This window comes from Deinococcus aerius, assembly GCF_002897375.1.
Lineage (GTDB): Bacteria > Deinococcota > Deinococci > Deinococcales > Deinococcaceae > Deinococcus > Deinococcus aerius.
The window spans coordinates 290,422-306,900 of the sequence record NZ_BFAG01000002.1 but is presented as its reverse complement, the minus strand read 5'-3'; the positions used below and the strand labels follow the sequence as shown (position 1 = coordinate 306,900).

The window sequence follows — 16,479 nt, the reverse complement described above, 5'->3', positions numbered from 1 at the left end:
CCCGTCTGCACCAGGACCTCGCCGAGGGACAGCGAGGGCTCGCGGCGCTGCTCGACCACGCCCAGCCGTTCTAACCGCTCACGCCCGGAGGTTGAACTGGCCAGCCCCCAACCTCAGACGCTGGGGGAGATTCCAGAAGGATGGGCAAGGCATGCGGCGGCCCCTCTCCGTCCAGGGCCGGAGGAAGCCGGGCATGTCCGAACAGGCCACGCCTGCCCCCAAGCCGCAACACGAACTGGACGTGCTGTACGCCCGGCTCGCCGAGCGCAACGCCCACCTGTTTCCCGGACGGCTCCAGGTGCCCCGCGCCGCCCGCACGTGCGTCAAGGGTCCCGCCGCGCTGGAGCGCGAGATCCAGGCTTTTGAACGTTTCCGGCGGCGGCACGAGGGCCGAAGGCGGGTGCTGTGGACCGTGCTGGACGCCTGCTCCCCCAGCGAGCCCGAGTGGGAGGGCGTCGTCTGGATTCGGCACGCCAGCGGGCTGAAGGAGCGGGTGCCCATTCGTCAGCATCCCGCGTTGCAGGCGGCCGTCCCGGGGACCGGTCAGCTCGCCGACCTGAACGAGGCGGGGACGGCGATCTTCGAGCAGTTCGTCCGGCCGCGCCTGACGCCCGAGCAGGTCCGGAGCGCGTTGAAAGTCGGCTACGGCCGCACCTGTGTTCACCGGATGACGGCCCTGCGGGACCACCCCTTCACGCCCGGCGTCCGGGAGTTCTACGAACTGCGCACCGAGTACTCGGTCAGTGCCCTCACGCCCCGCACCGGGCAGCACGCTCCGGCGAAGTACTGCCGTTTCACCTGCACCCAGACCACCACGCGGGTACAGCGTCGGGGCCGGGACCTGCTGCTGATCCAGGGCGGACAGGTGCGGAACGTGAAGTACGGCCGCTTCGATCCGGCGGGCCTCACGCCGGAGGTGTGCCGGGGCCTCCAGGCGCTCGCGTGGGAACTGGCGCGGGAAACCTGTTGCGCCGGGGAACTCGCGCAACTCCGCGAGGCCTTCGCGCCGGAGGACCAGCCCCGCACCACCGAGCGGCTGGGTCCCTTCCTGTTCGCCGTGCAGCACCCGGACTACCTCAACGTGCCCGCGCTCATCGAGCATGTGCAGCTCAGCGCTAGGCGCGAGTACCGGGCGTGGTTGAGGCGCAGGCCCGGCGCGACCACCCTGCTGCGCGAACTGTGCGGTTCCCTCCCCCGCGGCGTCCGGCCGCTCCTCGCACGGCTGGACGTGCTCACCCTGGCCGCGTCCCTCCACCGCAGCGGCATGAGGTCCCCGGACCTCAAGGCCCAGGTCCTGAACGCCTACGCGCCCGCCCTGCGCGAGCACCGCTGCGGCCCACCTTTTGATGCCCGCTGGTACGTCGAACTCGCGGGCGGCGAGCAGCAGGCCGCCCGGCGGCTGATCCGCACCTTCCGGGAGGGGCACGCCGTCTCTGGCCTCGCGCTCCTGCTCGGCGACACGGAGCGCCTGTGGCAGGACGTTCAGGCCGCGCAGCCGGGTTACCGGCCCGGGCGAGACCAGCTCGACCCGCTGGCCCTGCACGACCACCTGGCCCGGCTGCATACCCGCATCCGGACCGAGAACCGGCCCATCCCCAGTGGCACGGACGGGCGGCTCTCTCACCTCGACGCCGACCTCCCTCACGCGGCCCGCGGCACGCTCCACTTCCGCCGGGCCCGGGAGACGCACGACCTCATCCACGTCAGCGAGACCCTCCACAACTGCGTGTCGAGTTACGCCGGGGCGGCCATCCGCGGCGAGGTCGTCATCGTCGTCGCCCGAGACGGGCGGGGGACGCCGGTGTACTGCCTCGAGGTGCGGGGACGTGCCGTCCACCAGTTCAAACGCGACCGGAATCAGGGCCTGAGGGATCAGACCGACCTCGCGGCGGCGTTCGGTTACCTCCGTCAGGCGCGCCTCGGCATCCGCACTCACGATCTTGCATCGCTGTGCCACCATCCCGGCCTGCCCCAGGCGGCCGTCTCCATCCCTGAACCCGAGCCGGACGACCTCCCCTTCTGACGTCGGGCAGTTCGGGGTGTCCCGGAAGGAGGAGGCGTCGGTGCGAGAACCACCCCTGCTACGTCGGGGGCGACCCTCGCCCGCTGGGCGGGGGTCCGGGTCGCTCCCACCTTGAGGACTCCTGCGCCGGAGAAGCCACAGTCATCCAGCGCGTGGCCCTCACCCTGCCGGGTGGCCGTGGTGCATGCCGACTGAACTTCCCGTCCTGCACGCTGTCTACCAGCACCGTCTCTCCGCCGACGCCACCAGTCCGCTCCATCTGGTGGCGCTGGTCACGACCACCGACGCGGAGACCGCCTTCGACCTGACCAACCACGGCGGACGACAGGACACCTGGATGAACAATCCCGGCGGCGTCCCGCTGGACCTGGGAGGCCGCAGCAGCGGCATTCACGACGTTTTTGTCGGAGACCAGGAAGCGCTGCTGTACCTGGGGGCCGGGACGACCATCCTGGCGCTCCCCACCCGGGCGGTCCACGTGACCGTGCTCCTCGCGCTGCCGAGCCGCCTCGTGTGGGCTGACGCGCGTGTCTGCCTGCTCGGCGAGACCACGGACGAGGCCCTGCGGGCGGAGTTGTCGCGTCCCGAGGTGGCGCGGCGCCTGCTCGCCGAACTGGAGGGCGAACCCGACCTCCCCGGCACCCCTCGGGTGATCGTCCAGGGAGCGTTGACGCAGGCCGCCAAGCTGCTCTGCGGCCTTCGCTCGCAATCCGAGCTGCGTGCCCGGCTGGACGCGCTGCCGGACCACCAGGCCCGGGTCGATGTCATGGCGGCGGCGCTGGCCATCAGCGGGCTGGCCGCTGGCGCGGAAACGCTGGCCCTCGCACGGGCGGTGGTCGACGCCCGTCACCTGACCTCCTTACGAGAGGCCCCGGCAGCCGACGCGCGGCTGGAGACGTGGCGCTTCGTGAACCTGGACGGCCTGGACGGCCGCCCGACCCTCACCGGGCGCGTCTTTGACCATCCGGAGGCCCGCGCCGGGGAGCAAGTCGTCACGGACCCCGTCGAGGCCCTGCATGGCACGGTGGCCCGCACCTCGTCCCGGGTCTACGCGCTGGGCGAACCTGGAGACGAGGACGCGGCGGCGCACCTGCGGACCCTCGTGCGCTTGCTGGAAGCGGAACGGGACGGGCGGTGAGGGTGCCCCGGAAGGAGGGGCGGCCGGTGCGAGACCTCCGGGCCGCGGCCCGACGCGCGAGCGGTGAGGGAGCCTGAGCTGTGCCACGCACGCCCAAGACCGCCGAGCAGGCCAGCCGCGACAACGCCGCGAAGTTCAACCGTCTGCACCTGGAGCAGATGCCGCTCTGGCTGGGCGCCAGCATGGTGGCGGACCCTCAGGCCGCTGACCTCACCCGGACCCGGAAGGAAGATCACCAGTTGCGGTTGTGCGCGCAGGGCCGTGGGCGCATGGCGGAGTTGGAGGCCCGGCACGCCAGGGAGGCCGAAGCCTACCGCCGCGCCCTGAAGGAGGCCGCTTAGGAGGCGTACCGCGAGGCTCTGCTGAAACTGCGGCACCTCCAGCAAAGGTATGCCAGCATGCGCCGCCCCACAGACGCGTGTGATCCCTGGCACACCCACTTGCGAAAGGCGGTGCCGGTGGCGCAGTGGCGGGCCGTCGAGGGCCAGGTCAACCCGGCCTCCGCGCAGCAACACCGGGCGCTGGGCCGCATCGAGGCCCACCGTCAGGGGTCACGCGAGCGGGCGGGGGTGTAGCCACTGTTGCCGTGGGGAGCGCGTGCCGACGATCCCGGCCGGGAGAAACGAGACGCGCCCGGTGCCGTGGGCGACAGGAAGACGGTCCGACCCGGCTGACCCGGGCCAGCGACCGTCCGACCTTCGTCGCCCGGAGAGGTGTGATCCGTGCCCTTCACGCCCGGCGGGTCCCTCACCCGGTGGGGTGACCCGGGGACATGACCGAGCCGCAGCTTCCGGAGCGGACGACCTACCGGGTCGGCGAACCCTTCCACCCCGACGTGACCGACTGGCCCGAGGGGCAGCAGTTCAAGCTGCGCTTCGGACTTCCCGGGTTGCTGCTCTTCTACCCCAACCCCAGGCTGGACGAGGTCCTGGCGGTGGCCCGGCGGCACATCAGCCTCGCCCTCTTCGCGGAGGCCGACCAACTGCTGCTGCTGTACCAGGTCGGCGCGACCGAATGGGAAAGGGGCGGCCTTCACGCCCCACCTGGCCGGACCCGACTTCGTGCTGCCCGCCGTGGACCGGGAACTCCCCATGCCGGTCTTCCTGATCGACGCGAACACCGGCATCATCGCGGCCCTCTGTGCCGTGACGTTGGAGCGCCGCTTCGTGGAGGTTCTGCACGCCGCACTAACCCGGCAACTCGCCTGGCCCTGGGACGAGGCGGCCTATGACGCCCGGCTGGCCGAGTTGCGTGGGCGCTTTCCCCACCCGGGCGACCTGCTGGTGCGGGCGCAGGTCCTGCAACAGGCCTGACCCTCCCCGCTGCCGCGGGGGCCAGTGCCCCGTGCCAAACGCCCTGAACGAGACCACCTATTCCGCCTCCCTCGCCCGCATCCAGGAGCTGTGGTGCGCCGGGGCGGGACAGGCTGACCACCCCGCGCATGCCGAATTCCACGCCCTCTACGAGGACATCATGGGCTACGAGCAGGAAGCGGGTATGTCCACCGCCCCGGAACCTGCCTTCCAGATCGACACGGTCGAGCGGCTGGAGTGGTTCGTGGGGAAGAAGGCGGATATCCAGAGTAAGATCGCCCGTGTCAAAGCCCAGGCGGCCGCGATGATCCGCGAGCTCGAACGGGAGGAAGCAGGCCTCGACTGGCGGTTCGGGACGCAGGCGGAACGGGTGCTGCGCGCGCAGCTCAGTGGACGGAAGAAGAGCGTGAAGTTCCTCGTCGGCACCGCCGGAATCCGCAAGGCCCCCGGCCGGGTGCAGGTCACCGACGAGGCCACGCTGGAACGCGCGATCCTCACCCAGGCGCCCTACCTGGACAGCGTGATCGTGACGAGGATCGATACGAGGACGCTCAACCAACTCCTCAAGGTGGAGGGTGACGTGGCGCACCTCACCGAGGACGGGACCCGCGTGGAGCTTCCCGGCCTGAGCGTGACGCCTGTCCAGGAGAAGTTCTACGTGAGGGCTGGACAGGAAGACGAAGCGTGAGCCCTCCCCCATCCCCCGCCTTGTGCGGGGGTTTTGTCATGGCATGTCACCTCTCGTTCCGAAGCCCGCAGCCAGAGGCAGCCTCCCGATCTCCTCGTCCTCAGCCGGATCCGGCATGGAGTGGCACGACTCCCCATAACAGGTCCGGTCTCACGTTGCGCGGCAGCGAGGGCCGGTGCCGCTCCATGCCCCACAGGGCCAGCCTCGATCCGTCCTCGACCTGCGGATCCACCGGCAGGAGGTGCGGGCATGAGCGTGGGGAAGAACACGAACAGCCCAGGAGCACCGCGAAGGTGGCGTGAACTCGCCTGGCAGGCTCAGCACCACCCCGCCTTCCTGGGGTACCTGTGGCGCGACCTGGACGAGGCGAGCCTCGCCCTGACGCTGGGGGCAAGGCGCGTGACGGTGTGGCAGCTCAAGCTGTGCCTCCTGCCCCAGGGTGAGGCGGACGTGCGCGCCGTGGAGGCGCACTTCGGGTTGGCGGATGGCCGCCTGAGGACCCTGCTGGGGAAACAGGGCGGGTCCTTTCACGGTCCGGGCGTCGCCCCGCAGGTCATAATGGCGATTGGAGGTCCGTCATGACCATCTCTCGCTCCGCGGCTCCCCTCCTCCGTCCTCGCGCCTGGCGCCTGAATGCCGACGGCGCCCTGGTGGCTTTCCTCCTGATCGCGAGCGCCTTCCTCGGACAGCCCATGCTGCTGATGTCCCTGGGCGTGATCACCGTGCTGGGGCTCCACCACGTCCTGCCCAACGCCACGGCCGGGCAGAAGGTCGCCCGGATGCTCCTCTTCTCGCTGCTGGCCTTGGCTGCCAGCGTGCTGGTGACTGGTCTCCTGGGCTGCGCAGTGGGTCTCCTGGTTTTTGCCGGGACGCTTGCCGTGGCGGGTGCGGTCACCGACTGAGGCGCACCCTCCAACCTGACCCGTGGCCACACTGCGGGCATGACGACGCCATTCACCCCCGAGCATCAGCTCTACGTCATCCAGAGCCAGGGTACCCCGGTCACGCTGCTCGCGTTTGCCGGGTATGTCCTGGCCGGTACGTTGGTGGGCCTGAGCGTGCGTGACCCGCGCTTCGGGACCTTGAACACCGGCCTGATCTCGCTGGCCCTGCTGGCCGCCGTGGTCAACGGGGCCCTGACCCTGGGCCTGTTTCCCTGGCTGTTCACCGGGTTGAGCCGCTGCTTCGGCGCCGCGACGGAACGGCACGAGGTTCGCGCCATCACGGCCCTGAGCCTGGTGCCGGTCATCCTGGCCACGCTGCTGAGCCTCGTGGTGGGGCTGGGCGGGCCGCTGGCGGTGCTGGGCAGCCTGGTGGCCGGGGGCGTGTTCGTGCACGGCCTGGCGCTCGCCAACGGCGTGACCTTCAGACAGGCGCTGCGTCACACCCTGGTGGTGTGGGCGGTCCTCATCCTGGGGATCATCCTGCTCAGCGCGGCTCTGGGCACGTTCCTGACGTAAGGCTAGATCCTTCCTGATGTTGCGTGGAAAGGGCGCCGCCCCTGCCGGTCGTGTGGCAGGGCTCAAAGGTTCATGGGCGAACAGCCCTGACGACCCTTCACAACGGTGCATGAGGTGGGCGAGGACGAGTCATGTACACTCACTCCACACGCAAGCCAGACGTCACACACAACACCAAGGTGAGCGAATGAGCGAACTGGTGGCAGAACTGATCCTCAGCATCGACGGATTCGCGCGAGGAACCCGCTCGCCAGGCTATTACGGCTTCAATGGCCCTGAATTTGCGCGCTGGCTTGCGGACAAATCCGACCAGCCGCACCGCAACCTGCTCGGCCGCCACACCTACGAATTGCTGGCAGGCCTGCCGGATGAGGCGAGAGACGACGATTACGTCAAGATGACGAAGACAGCCGGCTGGGTCGTCTCCAGCCGTCTCGACCACGTTGACTGGCCCACGCTCGACATCGTGCGGGGCGATCTGGAGGACCGGGTACGGGAGTGGAAGGGGGATGGCGGCCCCGAGGTCCGTATCGTGGGCAGCTTGTCGTTGATCCGACAACTTACCGCCGCTGGCCTCGTTGATCGGCTGCGGCTCATCCTGTGCCCGCTTGTCGTGCCGACAACGGGTGTCGAACCGGCGTTCGAGGGCTATCCCGACCTGCAGTTCGAGCTGCTTGAGACCCAAGTGCTGGATCGGCGTGTGGTCCTGCTCGATTACCGGCCAGCGGGCCCTCCCCCTCACTCTTGAGATGGGGCGGAGGACACCGTGGTCTGGCTTCCTTCAAACGGGTGCATGAAGTGGCCGAGAGTGTGCCAGGACGCGGGTGAAGGGTGCAGGAGGAGGTCTTGCAGGGTGTCGAGGCCCAGCCGGAACACGCTGATCTCGCTGTAGCCATGCTTGTTGCGCTTCACCCCCTGCTTGGTGACCTCGATCTCGCCTGTCAGACATGCCCACACGAACGCCAGCGACCCCGCCACCAGCAGGGTCGAGAGGCGCGTGGCGTGCGTGAGGCCGGTGTCTTCCAGGTTGAAGCCGCGCGTCTTGAGCGCCGCGTGCAGATTCTCCGTTTGCCAGCGCTCGGCGTACCGCCGCAGGTTCTGCCCGCTCCAGCCACGGTAGGCCAGAGATAACATCTCTCCAGCGGCGTTCCTGGTCGCCAGGACCTGCAACTTCACGCCGTAAACGTTGACCCGCCTGTACCCGACGCGCACCTCGCCGACCGTCAGCTTGCGGAAGCAGGCCCACACCGGGACACCACCGATCTTCGAGGTGGCGTTCAACCGGATGCAGGGCGCACTGTGGTGCTGATTGAGGAAGGTGAACCGCCGCCTGCCCAGGAATTCGCGGTCTCCCAGCAGGCCCGCGACGCGCCGCTCGCCGCGCACGGCAAGGAAGCGCTCTACGAGGGCTTGGCGGTCCGAGTGTGCGCTGGAACCGCCGGGGGGCAACAGGGTCCACACAAGGGGGAAGCTGAACGACTTCCAGGAGGCCAAGAGCAAGAGGATATTGATGTCGTTCTGGCCGAGCTTCCAACTCGTGCGGTCGAGGATCAGCCACAGGTCGCCCGGAGGCAGAAGCTTCAGGACGAAGGTGGTGGACAGGCCATCAGGGAGCGTGACTTAGACGGAGCGCAGGAGGCGCTGGTACCGCATGGCGCGCGTTCCTGGGCGGGCGCCATGGTTCTTGAGGGCGGACAAGACCAAGCTGCGGGCTTGCCCCATTGCGAGGACGAGGGCGGCCAGAACAGTGAGGCGGCGGGCATCCACGGGAAAGGCGGCCTTAAGGGTGGCGTGCAGGGTATCGTGTGGGGGTCGGCTTCCAGGTGTCTTCATCGCAGAGAACACCGTACTGGAGCCGACTTTTTACACTCACCTAGCGTTTTGAGGGGTAGTCAGCGAACAGCCTTGACCACCCAGTTGTTTCTTTCGAGCGCCATGAAGTAGGTGCGGGTGCCTTCAGAAGCTGGCACCTGGAAGTTGAAGAGCTGAACTAGCTCAGGGTTTTTAGTCCACGCCGCCTTGGCCTGTTGGGTGACGGCAGCCTCGACCTCTGCTGAATTAGTGTTCTTGATAATTTTCTTGACGTTCTTAAAGGTGAAGGTTCCATAACAACTGTGAATTCGATCGCCCGCCGCTACGCCGACCTCATTGTTAAACTTCTGCGTGGGTTTCACTCGTAGGACTGGTTCTGCTCCAAGGAGCGGCGGCTGGAACTTTTCAACGGCAACATAACCCAAACGTTGGAGCGTTTTATATGCTCCCAAACCGCTGTTCTTGACGATGTCGGCATTGAAATCGATCCCGATGGGTGAGAGTTTGACCCCGTAGAAGTCGCCGCACAGATCCCCCGGATGTCCCTTCTCGTAAGCCTGAATGGCCTTGGCGAAATTTGTCTCGGTAGCAGCCTTCGAGTTGTCACACCCGCTCAAGGCGAGACCCAGCAGGAGAGCTGTCAAGGGTGTTAGCGGAAGGTGCATAAGGTCTCCTAAGTTGAGAGGCAACGAGGAAAGCGCGCAGATGAATCGCTTCAGCCTGGATGAGTGGTCAGTGCGTGAGGCCCGAGCAGCACATCAGTCGCCTCTCCCCTCTGTTGACGAGGACCGAGCTTCTGCCCACGACTTGAGAACCTCACGGGCGATTAACTCCGCGACGTGTCCGGTGAGGGTATCCCAGCGGAATGGAAGGCGCCGGGCTATTTCACCCAGGCTCGAGCCTCTTCGCAGGCCGTTCCAGATTAGGCCCAGGGGGGTATGGGAATGCTCGATGAGCCGTACTAGAGGCGTCTTGAACCGATCGGACGGCAGGAACGCGCGTTGATCTGCCTTCATGGTCAGGGCGTACCACCCTGCCTCTGTGAGGGCAGAAGGGGCGTCCGTGTGGGCGACGAAATCTTTGGGGTCGTCGAAGTCGTCGGAACGAATCTCGGCCGTTGCTAGATGCCAGTACAACGGCACCAGGGCACTCATCAACCGTTCGTGGGCGAGGCGCGCGGCATCCCCAACGGGAAGATTTCCGGCGTCTACCAAGTCCTGTACTGCCTTGGACAGCGTAGCGTTGCGTTGGCGCGCTTCTGCTAATGCCCGTGAGGGCACACCAGCACGCAAGAGCAACGTACTCCACATGGGCGCCATGGAGTTTCGGATGGTCAGAATTTTAGGTCCATCCGTGTAAATCACAGTGTCCAGCTGTGCGTCCTCGAACGCGAGTGTCAGGACTTTGCGACCACTCTGCTGGGCCGCTTGCTGCACGGCGAACAGTGCAGGAACAGATACCGTTGGCATCTTCCGATCCCCTCTGAACCACGAACCATACAGCGATCCCAGGTGAACGGGCAGGATTTGAGGGTGAGGAGAAAATTCTGTAGTTGCCTTCATGTAGGGATAGGCCTGCCGTGCCCAGCAAGGACAAGAAGTAGATTCGCTCGAGATGAGGCTGGTGTTATGAGGCACTTTCCCAGAGCTTGGTGGCACTGAGGGTGCTGCACCATCAAGGACAGGGTAGTGGGCAACCGCTCTTTGGCGTCCAACAGGGAGCCAGATACTCACCAACAAAAGCCCAACAAGTGCGGAACAAGGGGCCATACGGTGCTACAGTTTCTGGGTCGGCACACGTCACTCTCTCCCCCACCGGCTTTCGGTACCCTCCTACCGAGAGGCCCACACCAGTCGAGGTGGTTTTTGTGAAGGCCAAACTTGTCTTTGCTTTGTTTGTCGGAGTTCTGGTCCTTCCCGTCCAGATGGAGGGTATGAGCAGTCGAACGACGCCAGGGCTGAACGCCGTGGTGTGGGGATGCGGAAGAGTGGAGTGCGCGGCTCACTCGTCGCAAGGGTTTGCAGGACACGGTCAACTCGCCGGAGGGGACTGGGATTGTTCGAAGAGTTGCCCTGACACCATCAGGCCAAAGTCCTGAGGTCGAGCATGATTACGCTTCAGGACCACAATTTTCAGGAAAGCGTCCAACAGGACGTATGGGTAATCGACTTTTGGTCACCCACTTGCCAACCTTGTAAGGTGGTAACTCCGATTCTCGAAGAGCTATCTCGGGAATTCAGTCCTACCATTCATTTTGGCTCTGTGAACGCGAAGCAGGAGATACGCACAGCGCTTTCCAATCACATCTCTGGGTACCCTACTGTTGTCATCTACCGAAATGGGGAACCCATCGATGTAATTTACGGTGCCCAACCCGCCCGTGTTTACAAGGAAAGGGTTGCTTCGCTTCTCGCTATATAAGGTGCGAGAGGTATGGACGACATCAATTTTGATATTCATGGCGATCACCTGCTTTCCCCAGAATTGTGGTCCCGCTGGAGGATCTCGGAGAGAAATCAGGGCCTATCCTTCCAAGAGTCGGCGGCCAGACTCTCAAAGTTTGACTCTGATATCGCGCATCTCCGGCGTGCGGTTCTTCTTGAATACGCCGACTGTATCGACGAAGCGCTCCCACATTTAAAAAAATGCCTTGTCAGTGCGAACCCCGCCATCCGCTGTTACGCAATGGCAACATTGGTACATAGTGAAGCTCGGTCAAGACTTGAGGCTTCGACGAGCGAGTTGTACCAAGTTCATCCGGCAGTGTATACGTTGGAGGAGTGCCTTTGTGAAATTAGACGGAGTGGGCCGAGGGATGACTTCTCCTTAGAAACAGAAGTTATTATTCTTTATAACTTGTGCAGTCTGCACTCGCTGCTTAGGAATTATCCTAAATCGTTGCAGTACGCTGCTGAGGCCATCTACCTCAGCCTGCCGCTCAAGGCGATTAACCTTACTTCCGCCGCAAGGATGAGTTATGCCCTTGCAGCGACCCATCTGGGACGTACTGAAGAGGCCTACGCCGAGTACCAGAAGGTCACCGCGATCCCCGTTTCCAACCCGCGGCAGAAACACTACGCCGCCCTGAATTGTTGCGGTATTCACCTCATGCGGGGTGAAGATTTTAGCGCACGTAAGATTATCGACCTGCTCAAGGAGGGCCACCCGGAGGACGCCCCCGCGATGGTCACCTGGCAGTACGCCCGGGCCCTGTCCGGGCTCCTTGACCCGGAGGAAGAAATCGCGCCGTGCCCGCGAAGCACTTACGACGTGCTGAACCGGGCATTGCAACTGCTGATGATCTCTTTAGATCCGCACAAAAGGGATGCCGCTAACGACATCCTCAGCCTGATGAGGAACTGGCGTCCCAAAAGCGAACTTCACGACGCCACATCCGCGTGGATTCAGACCACGGCGCTCCTCCATCTCGACAAGCCCTACCTGGCCGCGCAGCGCGTTCAGGCAGCCTCCCCCTTCTACCCACTGGCGGAACTGCTGGTCACTGGCGCTAAGATCGAGATCGGCCTACACCATGAGGGCCTTGACCTGGAGCCGCTGGGGGATCTGTGCCGGAAGGTTCAGGCTCTGTTCGACCGGCTGCCATCGCAGGAAGCTCGTGACGGGCTGGCCGCCAAGTTCTCCTTATGGCACCCGCGGGCGGCCGCGTTTGTCGCCCTGTCGCCCTACTCCGTCTACGAGTTGGTGGCGGCGGCCATGCCCAGTGTCTTTACGGATGGGCGACCCATTCAGGTGTACGGCCGGACCGTCACCACCCATCTGCCCTTCGTCCAGCTCTCGCTGGAAGCGTTTGGTCTCGACGCGACCGTTGTTCGGGACCAGTCGGTGGAACGCAAGCGCATGGCGGACGTGCTGAACGTGCCCTGGGGGACGACCCGCCGAATGCTCCCGGTCGTCCCACCCTCGCTGCTCATCTACCACTACCTGCGGCTGGCAGAGAAGGAGGGGCCATTGTGGCGTCGAGCTGCCCGTGAACTCGCCCACTCGCATGGCACCGTACCCACGACCAACGGTGGACACTTGCGAACCCAACGAGCAACGCTTGAAGACGCATTGCAACGCCTGCTGGATGCGGAGATCGACACGCAGCAGTTCTCCAGGATGATTCAAGCGCTGCACAGAAGACGGAGGGCCGCATGACCGAACCGTTCCCGACCCCACAGCAATACCTGGAAGTGCTGGACGAACTGGAGACCACGGCAACACAGTCCGAGGCCTCTTACTACCAGCGAGTCAGGGCTAAGTACGAGGAACTGGCGACCAAGGCTTTACAAGAGTCAGTCGATGATGAGACACCCGAGGCCCTTGCCAGGAGTTTGGACGCGGGGTATGAGGGCCTCTACTTCCTGCAATACGAACTCTCTAAGCCGGACCTCGATCATCATTGGAGAACTTGGCTGGAAAGCAGAATTTCTAAGTACGAGAGAGGCATTGAACAGCTTCGCGGCAAGCTTGAAGAACAGAAGTACATGTACTCCTCACCGCCCAATTCCGTGGAAAAGCTAGCAGAGGAAGATGCTCGGGAGCAGCGGCAAAACCGTATAAAAGAATTGGAGCTGCTTAAACAGCTCAAAACAGCGTGGGCTGAACGGAACGCTAAGTTAGCTATAGTCGCGTCAGAGTTAGAAGCTATAGACAAAGAGCTTATACAGTTGAAAGACTGACGTTAAGGCTACGGTCTTGCCCCAGGTCAACAGCAGACAGTATTTGTAGAGTTAAGTATGAGAGTGGCTACCCGATAGAGGTGTAATAAGCGAGCCTCACCCTAACGGGTGTAAAGCTAATATGGTCGGCTCCTCTCCTCTCTCTGCAGTCGCGCCGCAACTCGTACAACTGTCAATCTATTACGCGTACAGCCGTTTCGGTCCGGCGCCTATCCACATAAGGGGCAAACCTGGTAGCAACCTCGCGCGCCTCGACGTGTATGTAGGCGAGGCCGACCTATGGGAGTTCGTCCGGGAACTGCCTCTCCACGCGGCCGTGCCTCCCTTTTGGACGCTCTGGTTGCAGCACCGAACGCCCCTGCCCCTGGAATGGGCCTGGGGTTTCCTGGAAGCGCAGAGGCAGTGTTTTCCACGAGGCGGGATCTACCGGCCCAGCCGGGCGCTGGAGCCCTCCCAACACTGTGAGGCGAGCGATCCGGCGGTGATGGACGCGCGGCGGCTGGGCATGCTGGCCTACCTGCTGTGCCTCGCATCGGTTGAGGAACGCCCTGCGATCCCTGACGCCGCGGATTAATGCCGTTGGCCCTCCCCCGCCCAGGCGGGGGGCAACAGGCGGCATGGTTACCCTCTGTACCCAGGGTCGTGTACAGGAAGCACTGACGCAGTACTTCGAGCAGCGCAAAAAGCCGGGCAGTGAGATCACTCTGGTGGAGGTCGGATCCAGGGAGGCTTACCTGGCTGTGACCATCCAAGGCATGACCTGTGCCTTCGTTGTGCCCCTGTCCCCACTCGACCCAGGCCTCTGCTACGGGCAAGACCTGCTGTTGATGGGGCCTGTCAGCGAGACGCGGAACCCAGAACCCTGTCAGGTCAGCGCCAACTTCCTGAAGTGCCTCTCCCCTGCCCCACTGTTTCTCAAGGGAGATGAGGGACGCTGGCGTCGGCGTGCCGAGCACTTCGTCCACCGGGCCTGGCAGAGTGAGCAGGGCGAAGTGCTCCTCGGAACCTATGCGGACGCCCGCGGCACCATCAGCTACAACGAACCTGCAAAAAAAGCCTTTGAACAGGACGCGCGGCGTTACCTGAAGCGACTGGCGAAACACCTGGGGCGGCCCGCGCTGTCCGGGCGCAAGGCCGTTTCCTACAATCCATCCGGCATTGCGTGCAGCGGTGAGGCCATGTTGCACCTGGAGATGGACACGCACACGCTGCTCTTCGTGGAGGTGGATGCCGGAGGGCTCTGCGCTCCCTGGCAGCGGACCAGTCCCAGTGGCGTGGCGATCATGTGGCGCTTCGAGGGACAGGGGGAAGCGCTGCGGCACGAGCAGCGTTTTTTCTATCCCAACCAGTGGGTGCGCTGGGACACGTCTGCCCGTGACTTTGCAGCCTTGATCGAGGAGGGGTGGGTGCGACTGACGCAACCCACAGCCAGTGAGGCGGGACCAGGACCTGTCTGACGGGCCAGCGGCTGCCGGAAGATGGCCTCGCGCCCGCAAGGCATTCGAACTCCTTTGCTCCTGGATGGCCGGGTTCATTCCCGCCGGGACAGCTCCCTCACGGGACGGAGGGAGGCTCATTCCCTGAATTACGTTATTCAGGGCTTGCCTCGATGTGTACACACGTGTAAACTCCTGCTATGGCACCCAAAACCGTCGGGATCCGGGCGTTGCGCGAGGAGCTCCCGGAGATGTTGCGTCAGGTGGGAACAACCGGGCAGCCGCTGGTCGTGACCAAGCACGGTGAGGCCGTCGCGACCATCGTCCCTGGTGCAGCCGTCGAGCCACCTGACGCCGACGCCCCCCGCATCATCGCGGTGGTCAGTTTGAAGGGGGGCGTGGGCAAAACCACATTGACCATGCACCTCGCGGCTGCGATCGCGCAGGAGCGTGACCAGGTGGTGGTTCTGGACGCCGACGAGGAGGTGAGCGCCTTTCGCTGGCAACAGCATGCGGCTGCCGAGGGGCTGACCCTCCCCTTCAAGGTCATTCCTGCCGAGCGCAACACGCTGATGCGTCAAGCACGCGAGCTGGCCAAGACGGGCGTGACCGTTCTGATCGACACGCCACCCAACAACCGCGAGATCCTCAAGAGTGCCGCCACGGTGGCCGACGTGGTGCTGGTGCCCGTGCTGCCCACCGGTATGGATGTCGACCGCCTCGCCACGACGCTCGAACTCCTGGCCGACCTCGAAGCGGCACTGGACAACTTCAACTACGCGATTATCCTCAACCGGTTCGACTCCCGGAAGGGCATGGCCCACGAGGCGAACGAGGCGCTGAACGCCCATCCGCGCCTGAATACGGTCGTGAAGTCGCTCAGCGCCTACGAGAAGGTCTTCGGACAGGCTCCCGCCGAACTCTCGCAGTTCCACGAGATCTGGCAGGAGATCAAGCAGGCGCTGGGGAGCGGCGCATGACCAGAAACGCCTTCAAAAAGCCCAAGGCTCCAAGTATGGGGGCACTGCTCAGCCGGTCACTCGAATTTTCCGGGGCGGTCCCAGCCCAGGATGGCGAAGTGGGAGAGGTTCAGCAGCTCCCCATAGATGCCCTGCAGCCCAACTCCCGGCAGCCCCGGCGGTTCTTCAATGAAGAGAGCCTGAAGGCGCTCGCCGAGAGCCTCCGCCAGGAGGGCGTCCTCCAGCCGCTGATGGTGCGGCCGCTGGAGGGTGGGCACTTCGAGATCGTGTACGGAGAGCGCCGCTGGCGTGCCGCCCGGCTCGCTGGACTCCCGAGTGTTCCCGTCCGGGTCCGCACCCTGACCGACTCGCAGGTCGAACTCCTGGCTGCCGTCGAGAACCTGCAACGCGAGGACCTCAACCGTTACGACGAGGTGAGCTACAAGTTGCGCCTGGTCGCGGCCCTGTTCGAGATCACACCCGAGGAGGCGATACGGCGCCTCAAGGAGCTGCGCCGCCAGCCGGGGAGTCACCCTGAGCAGGTCGCCCAGCTCGAACACCTCTTCACCCAGCTCGGTCGTGAGAAATGGCCATCCTTCGTCACCAACGGGCTCCCCGCCCTGCGGTTGCCGGAGACCCTGGTCGAGGCCGTGCAGACGGGAGCACTCGAATACACCAAGGCGCTGCTGATCGCCCGCGCTCCGCAGGAGCATCACGAGGCCCTCCTGAAACGGACTCTGGAAGAAGAACACAGCCATGCCTCGCTCACGGACGTCGTGGCCCAGCTCAAACCCACCGCCCGCGGAGACGCCGACGCGCAGCTCCTGAGCCTGCGCCGAAAGATTTCCCCCAGGCGGTTGGGGAAGCTCCCGCAGAAGCAGCGCGCGGAAGCTGAGCGGCTGATTCGCCGACTGCACGAACTCCTGAGCGACTGAGGCTGAATAACATTATTCCAGCGGCCGCCTCTT

Annotated in this window: 18 protein-coding genes and 1 pseudogene; 16 read left to right on the top strand and 3 right to left on the bottom strand. The window is 64.6% G+C overall.

Features of this window, described 5'->3' with window-relative positions:
* The first annotated feature begins 193 nt into the window (after positions 1 to 193).
* From DAERI_RS04315 to DAERI_RS04275, 10 genes are all read left to right on the top strand, one after another.
* Positions 194 to 2,023, top strand: a complete 1,830-nt coding sequence (locus DAERI_RS04315) for a PcfJ domain-containing protein (RefSeq protein ID WP_103128189.1) — start codon at positions 194 to 196, stop codon at positions 2,021 to 2,023.
* 184 nt (positions 2,024 to 2,207) lie between these two features.
* The gene (locus DAERI_RS04310; protein WP_103128188.1) at positions 2,208 to 3,161 is read left to right on the top strand and encodes a hypothetical protein; all 954 of its coding nucleotides are present in this window, start codon (positions 2,208 to 2,210) and stop codon (positions 3,159 to 3,161) included.
* A gap of 80 nt (positions 3,162 to 3,241) precedes the next feature.
* On the top strand, positions 3,242 to 3,502 hold the full coding sequence (locus tag DAERI_RS04305; protein ID WP_103128187.1) for a hypothetical protein: 261 nt from the start codon (positions 3,242 to 3,244) through the stop codon (positions 3,500 to 3,502).
* Between the two features lie 57 nt (positions 3,503 to 3,559).
* Entirely contained in the window at positions 3,560 to 3,736 is a 177-nt protein-coding gene (locus DAERI_RS22285; protein ID WP_164973340.1) for a hypothetical protein, read from the top strand.
* Between the two features lie 486 nt (positions 3,737 to 4,222).
* Positions 4,223 to 4,474: a hypothetical protein gene (locus tag DAERI_RS04300; protein WP_103128186.1), complete on the top strand. Its 252-nt coding sequence runs from the start codon at positions 4,223 to 4,225 to the stop codon at positions 4,472 to 4,474.
* A gap of 31 nt (positions 4,475 to 4,505) precedes the next feature.
* Positions 4,506 to 5,162, top strand: coding sequence for a hypothetical protein (locus DAERI_RS04295; protein WP_103128185.1), 657 nt, complete (start codon positions 4,506 to 4,508; stop codon positions 5,160 to 5,162).
* Positions 5,163 to 5,411: 249 nt separating this feature from the next.
* A complete protein-coding gene (locus DAERI_RS04290) occupies positions 5,412 to 5,744 on the top strand; it encodes a hypothetical protein (protein ID WP_103128184.1) in 333 nt (110 codons plus the stop codon).
* A complete protein-coding gene (locus DAERI_RS04285; RefSeq protein ID WP_103128183.1) occupies positions 5,741 to 6,064 on the top strand; it encodes a hypothetical protein in 324 nt (107 codons plus the stop codon). Before DAERI_RS04290 ends, DAERI_RS04285 begins: the two co-directional genes overlap by 4 nt.
* Before the next feature lie 39 nt (positions 6,065 to 6,103).
* Positions 6,104 to 6,622, top strand: a complete 519-nt coding sequence (locus tag DAERI_RS04280; RefSeq protein WP_103128182.1) for a hypothetical protein — start codon at positions 6,104 to 6,106, stop codon at positions 6,620 to 6,622.
* A gap of 187 nt (positions 6,623 to 6,809) precedes the next feature.
* Entirely contained in the window at positions 6,810 to 7,370 is a 561-nt protein-coding gene (locus tag DAERI_RS04275; RefSeq protein WP_165794064.1) for a dihydrofolate reductase family protein, read from the top strand.
* On the opposite strand, the pseudogene DAERI_RS04270 reads toward DAERI_RS04275, so the two are convergent.
* From DAERI_RS04270 to DAERI_RS21915, 3 genes and pseudogenes are all read right to left on the bottom strand, one after another.
* Positions 7,361 to 8,455 (bottom strand): annotated as a pseudogene (locus DAERI_RS04270) (IS4 family transposase). The gene DAERI_RS04275 and the pseudogene DAERI_RS04270 overlap by 10 nt on opposite strands.
* 59 nt (positions 8,456 to 8,514) lie before the next feature.
* A complete protein-coding gene (locus tag DAERI_RS21920) occupies positions 8,515 to 9,078 on the bottom strand; it encodes a hypothetical protein (protein ID WP_133161957.1) in 564 nt (187 codons plus the stop codon).
* A gap of 114 nt (positions 9,079 to 9,192) precedes the next feature.
* On the bottom strand, positions 9,193 to 9,870 hold the full coding sequence (locus DAERI_RS21915; protein WP_133161956.1) for a hypothetical protein: 678 nt from the start codon (positions 9,868 to 9,870) through the stop codon (positions 9,193 to 9,195).
* Positions 9,871 to 10,540: 670 nt separating this feature from the next.
* On the opposite strand from DAERI_RS21915, the gene DAERI_RS23290 reads away from it, so the two are divergent.
* The 6 genes from DAERI_RS23290 to DAERI_RS04240 all read left to right on the top strand — a co-directional run bounded on the left by DAERI_RS23290 (position 10,541) and on the right by DAERI_RS04240 (position 16,446).
* Positions 10,541 to 10,855, top strand: a complete 315-nt coding sequence (locus DAERI_RS23290) for a thioredoxin family protein (protein WP_103128180.1) — start codon at positions 10,541 to 10,543, stop codon at positions 10,853 to 10,855.
* A gap of 477 nt (positions 10,856 to 11,332) precedes the next feature.
* Entirely contained in the window at positions 11,333 to 12,592 is a 1,260-nt protein-coding gene (locus DAERI_RS04260) for a hypothetical protein (protein ID WP_103128179.1), read from the top strand.
* Entirely contained in the window at positions 12,589 to 13,116 is a 528-nt protein-coding gene (locus DAERI_RS21910) for a hypothetical protein (protein ID WP_133161955.1), read from the top strand. Before DAERI_RS04260 ends, DAERI_RS21910 begins: the two co-directional genes overlap by 4 nt.
* A gap of 617 nt (positions 13,117 to 13,733) precedes the next feature.
* Positions 13,734 to 14,573 carry a hypothetical protein gene (locus tag DAERI_RS04250; protein ID WP_133161954.1) on the top strand — a complete coding sequence of 280 codons (840 nt, stop codon included), beginning with the start codon at positions 13,734 to 13,736 and terminating at the stop codon, positions 14,571 to 14,573.
* Between the two features lie 179 nt (positions 14,574 to 14,752).
* Entirely contained in the window at positions 14,753 to 15,532 is a 780-nt protein-coding gene (locus tag DAERI_RS04245; protein ID WP_103128176.1) for a type II toxin-antitoxin system prevent-host-death family antitoxin, read from the top strand.
* A 98-nt stretch (positions 15,533 to 15,630) separates the two neighbouring features.
* Positions 15,631 to 16,446 (top strand): ParB/RepB/Spo0J family partition protein, encoded by an 816-nt coding sequence (locus tag DAERI_RS04240; protein ID WP_165794063.1) that lies wholly within the window; start codon positions 15,631 to 15,633, stop codon positions 16,444 to 16,446.
* Positions 16,447 to 16,479 lie beyond the last annotated feature (33 nt).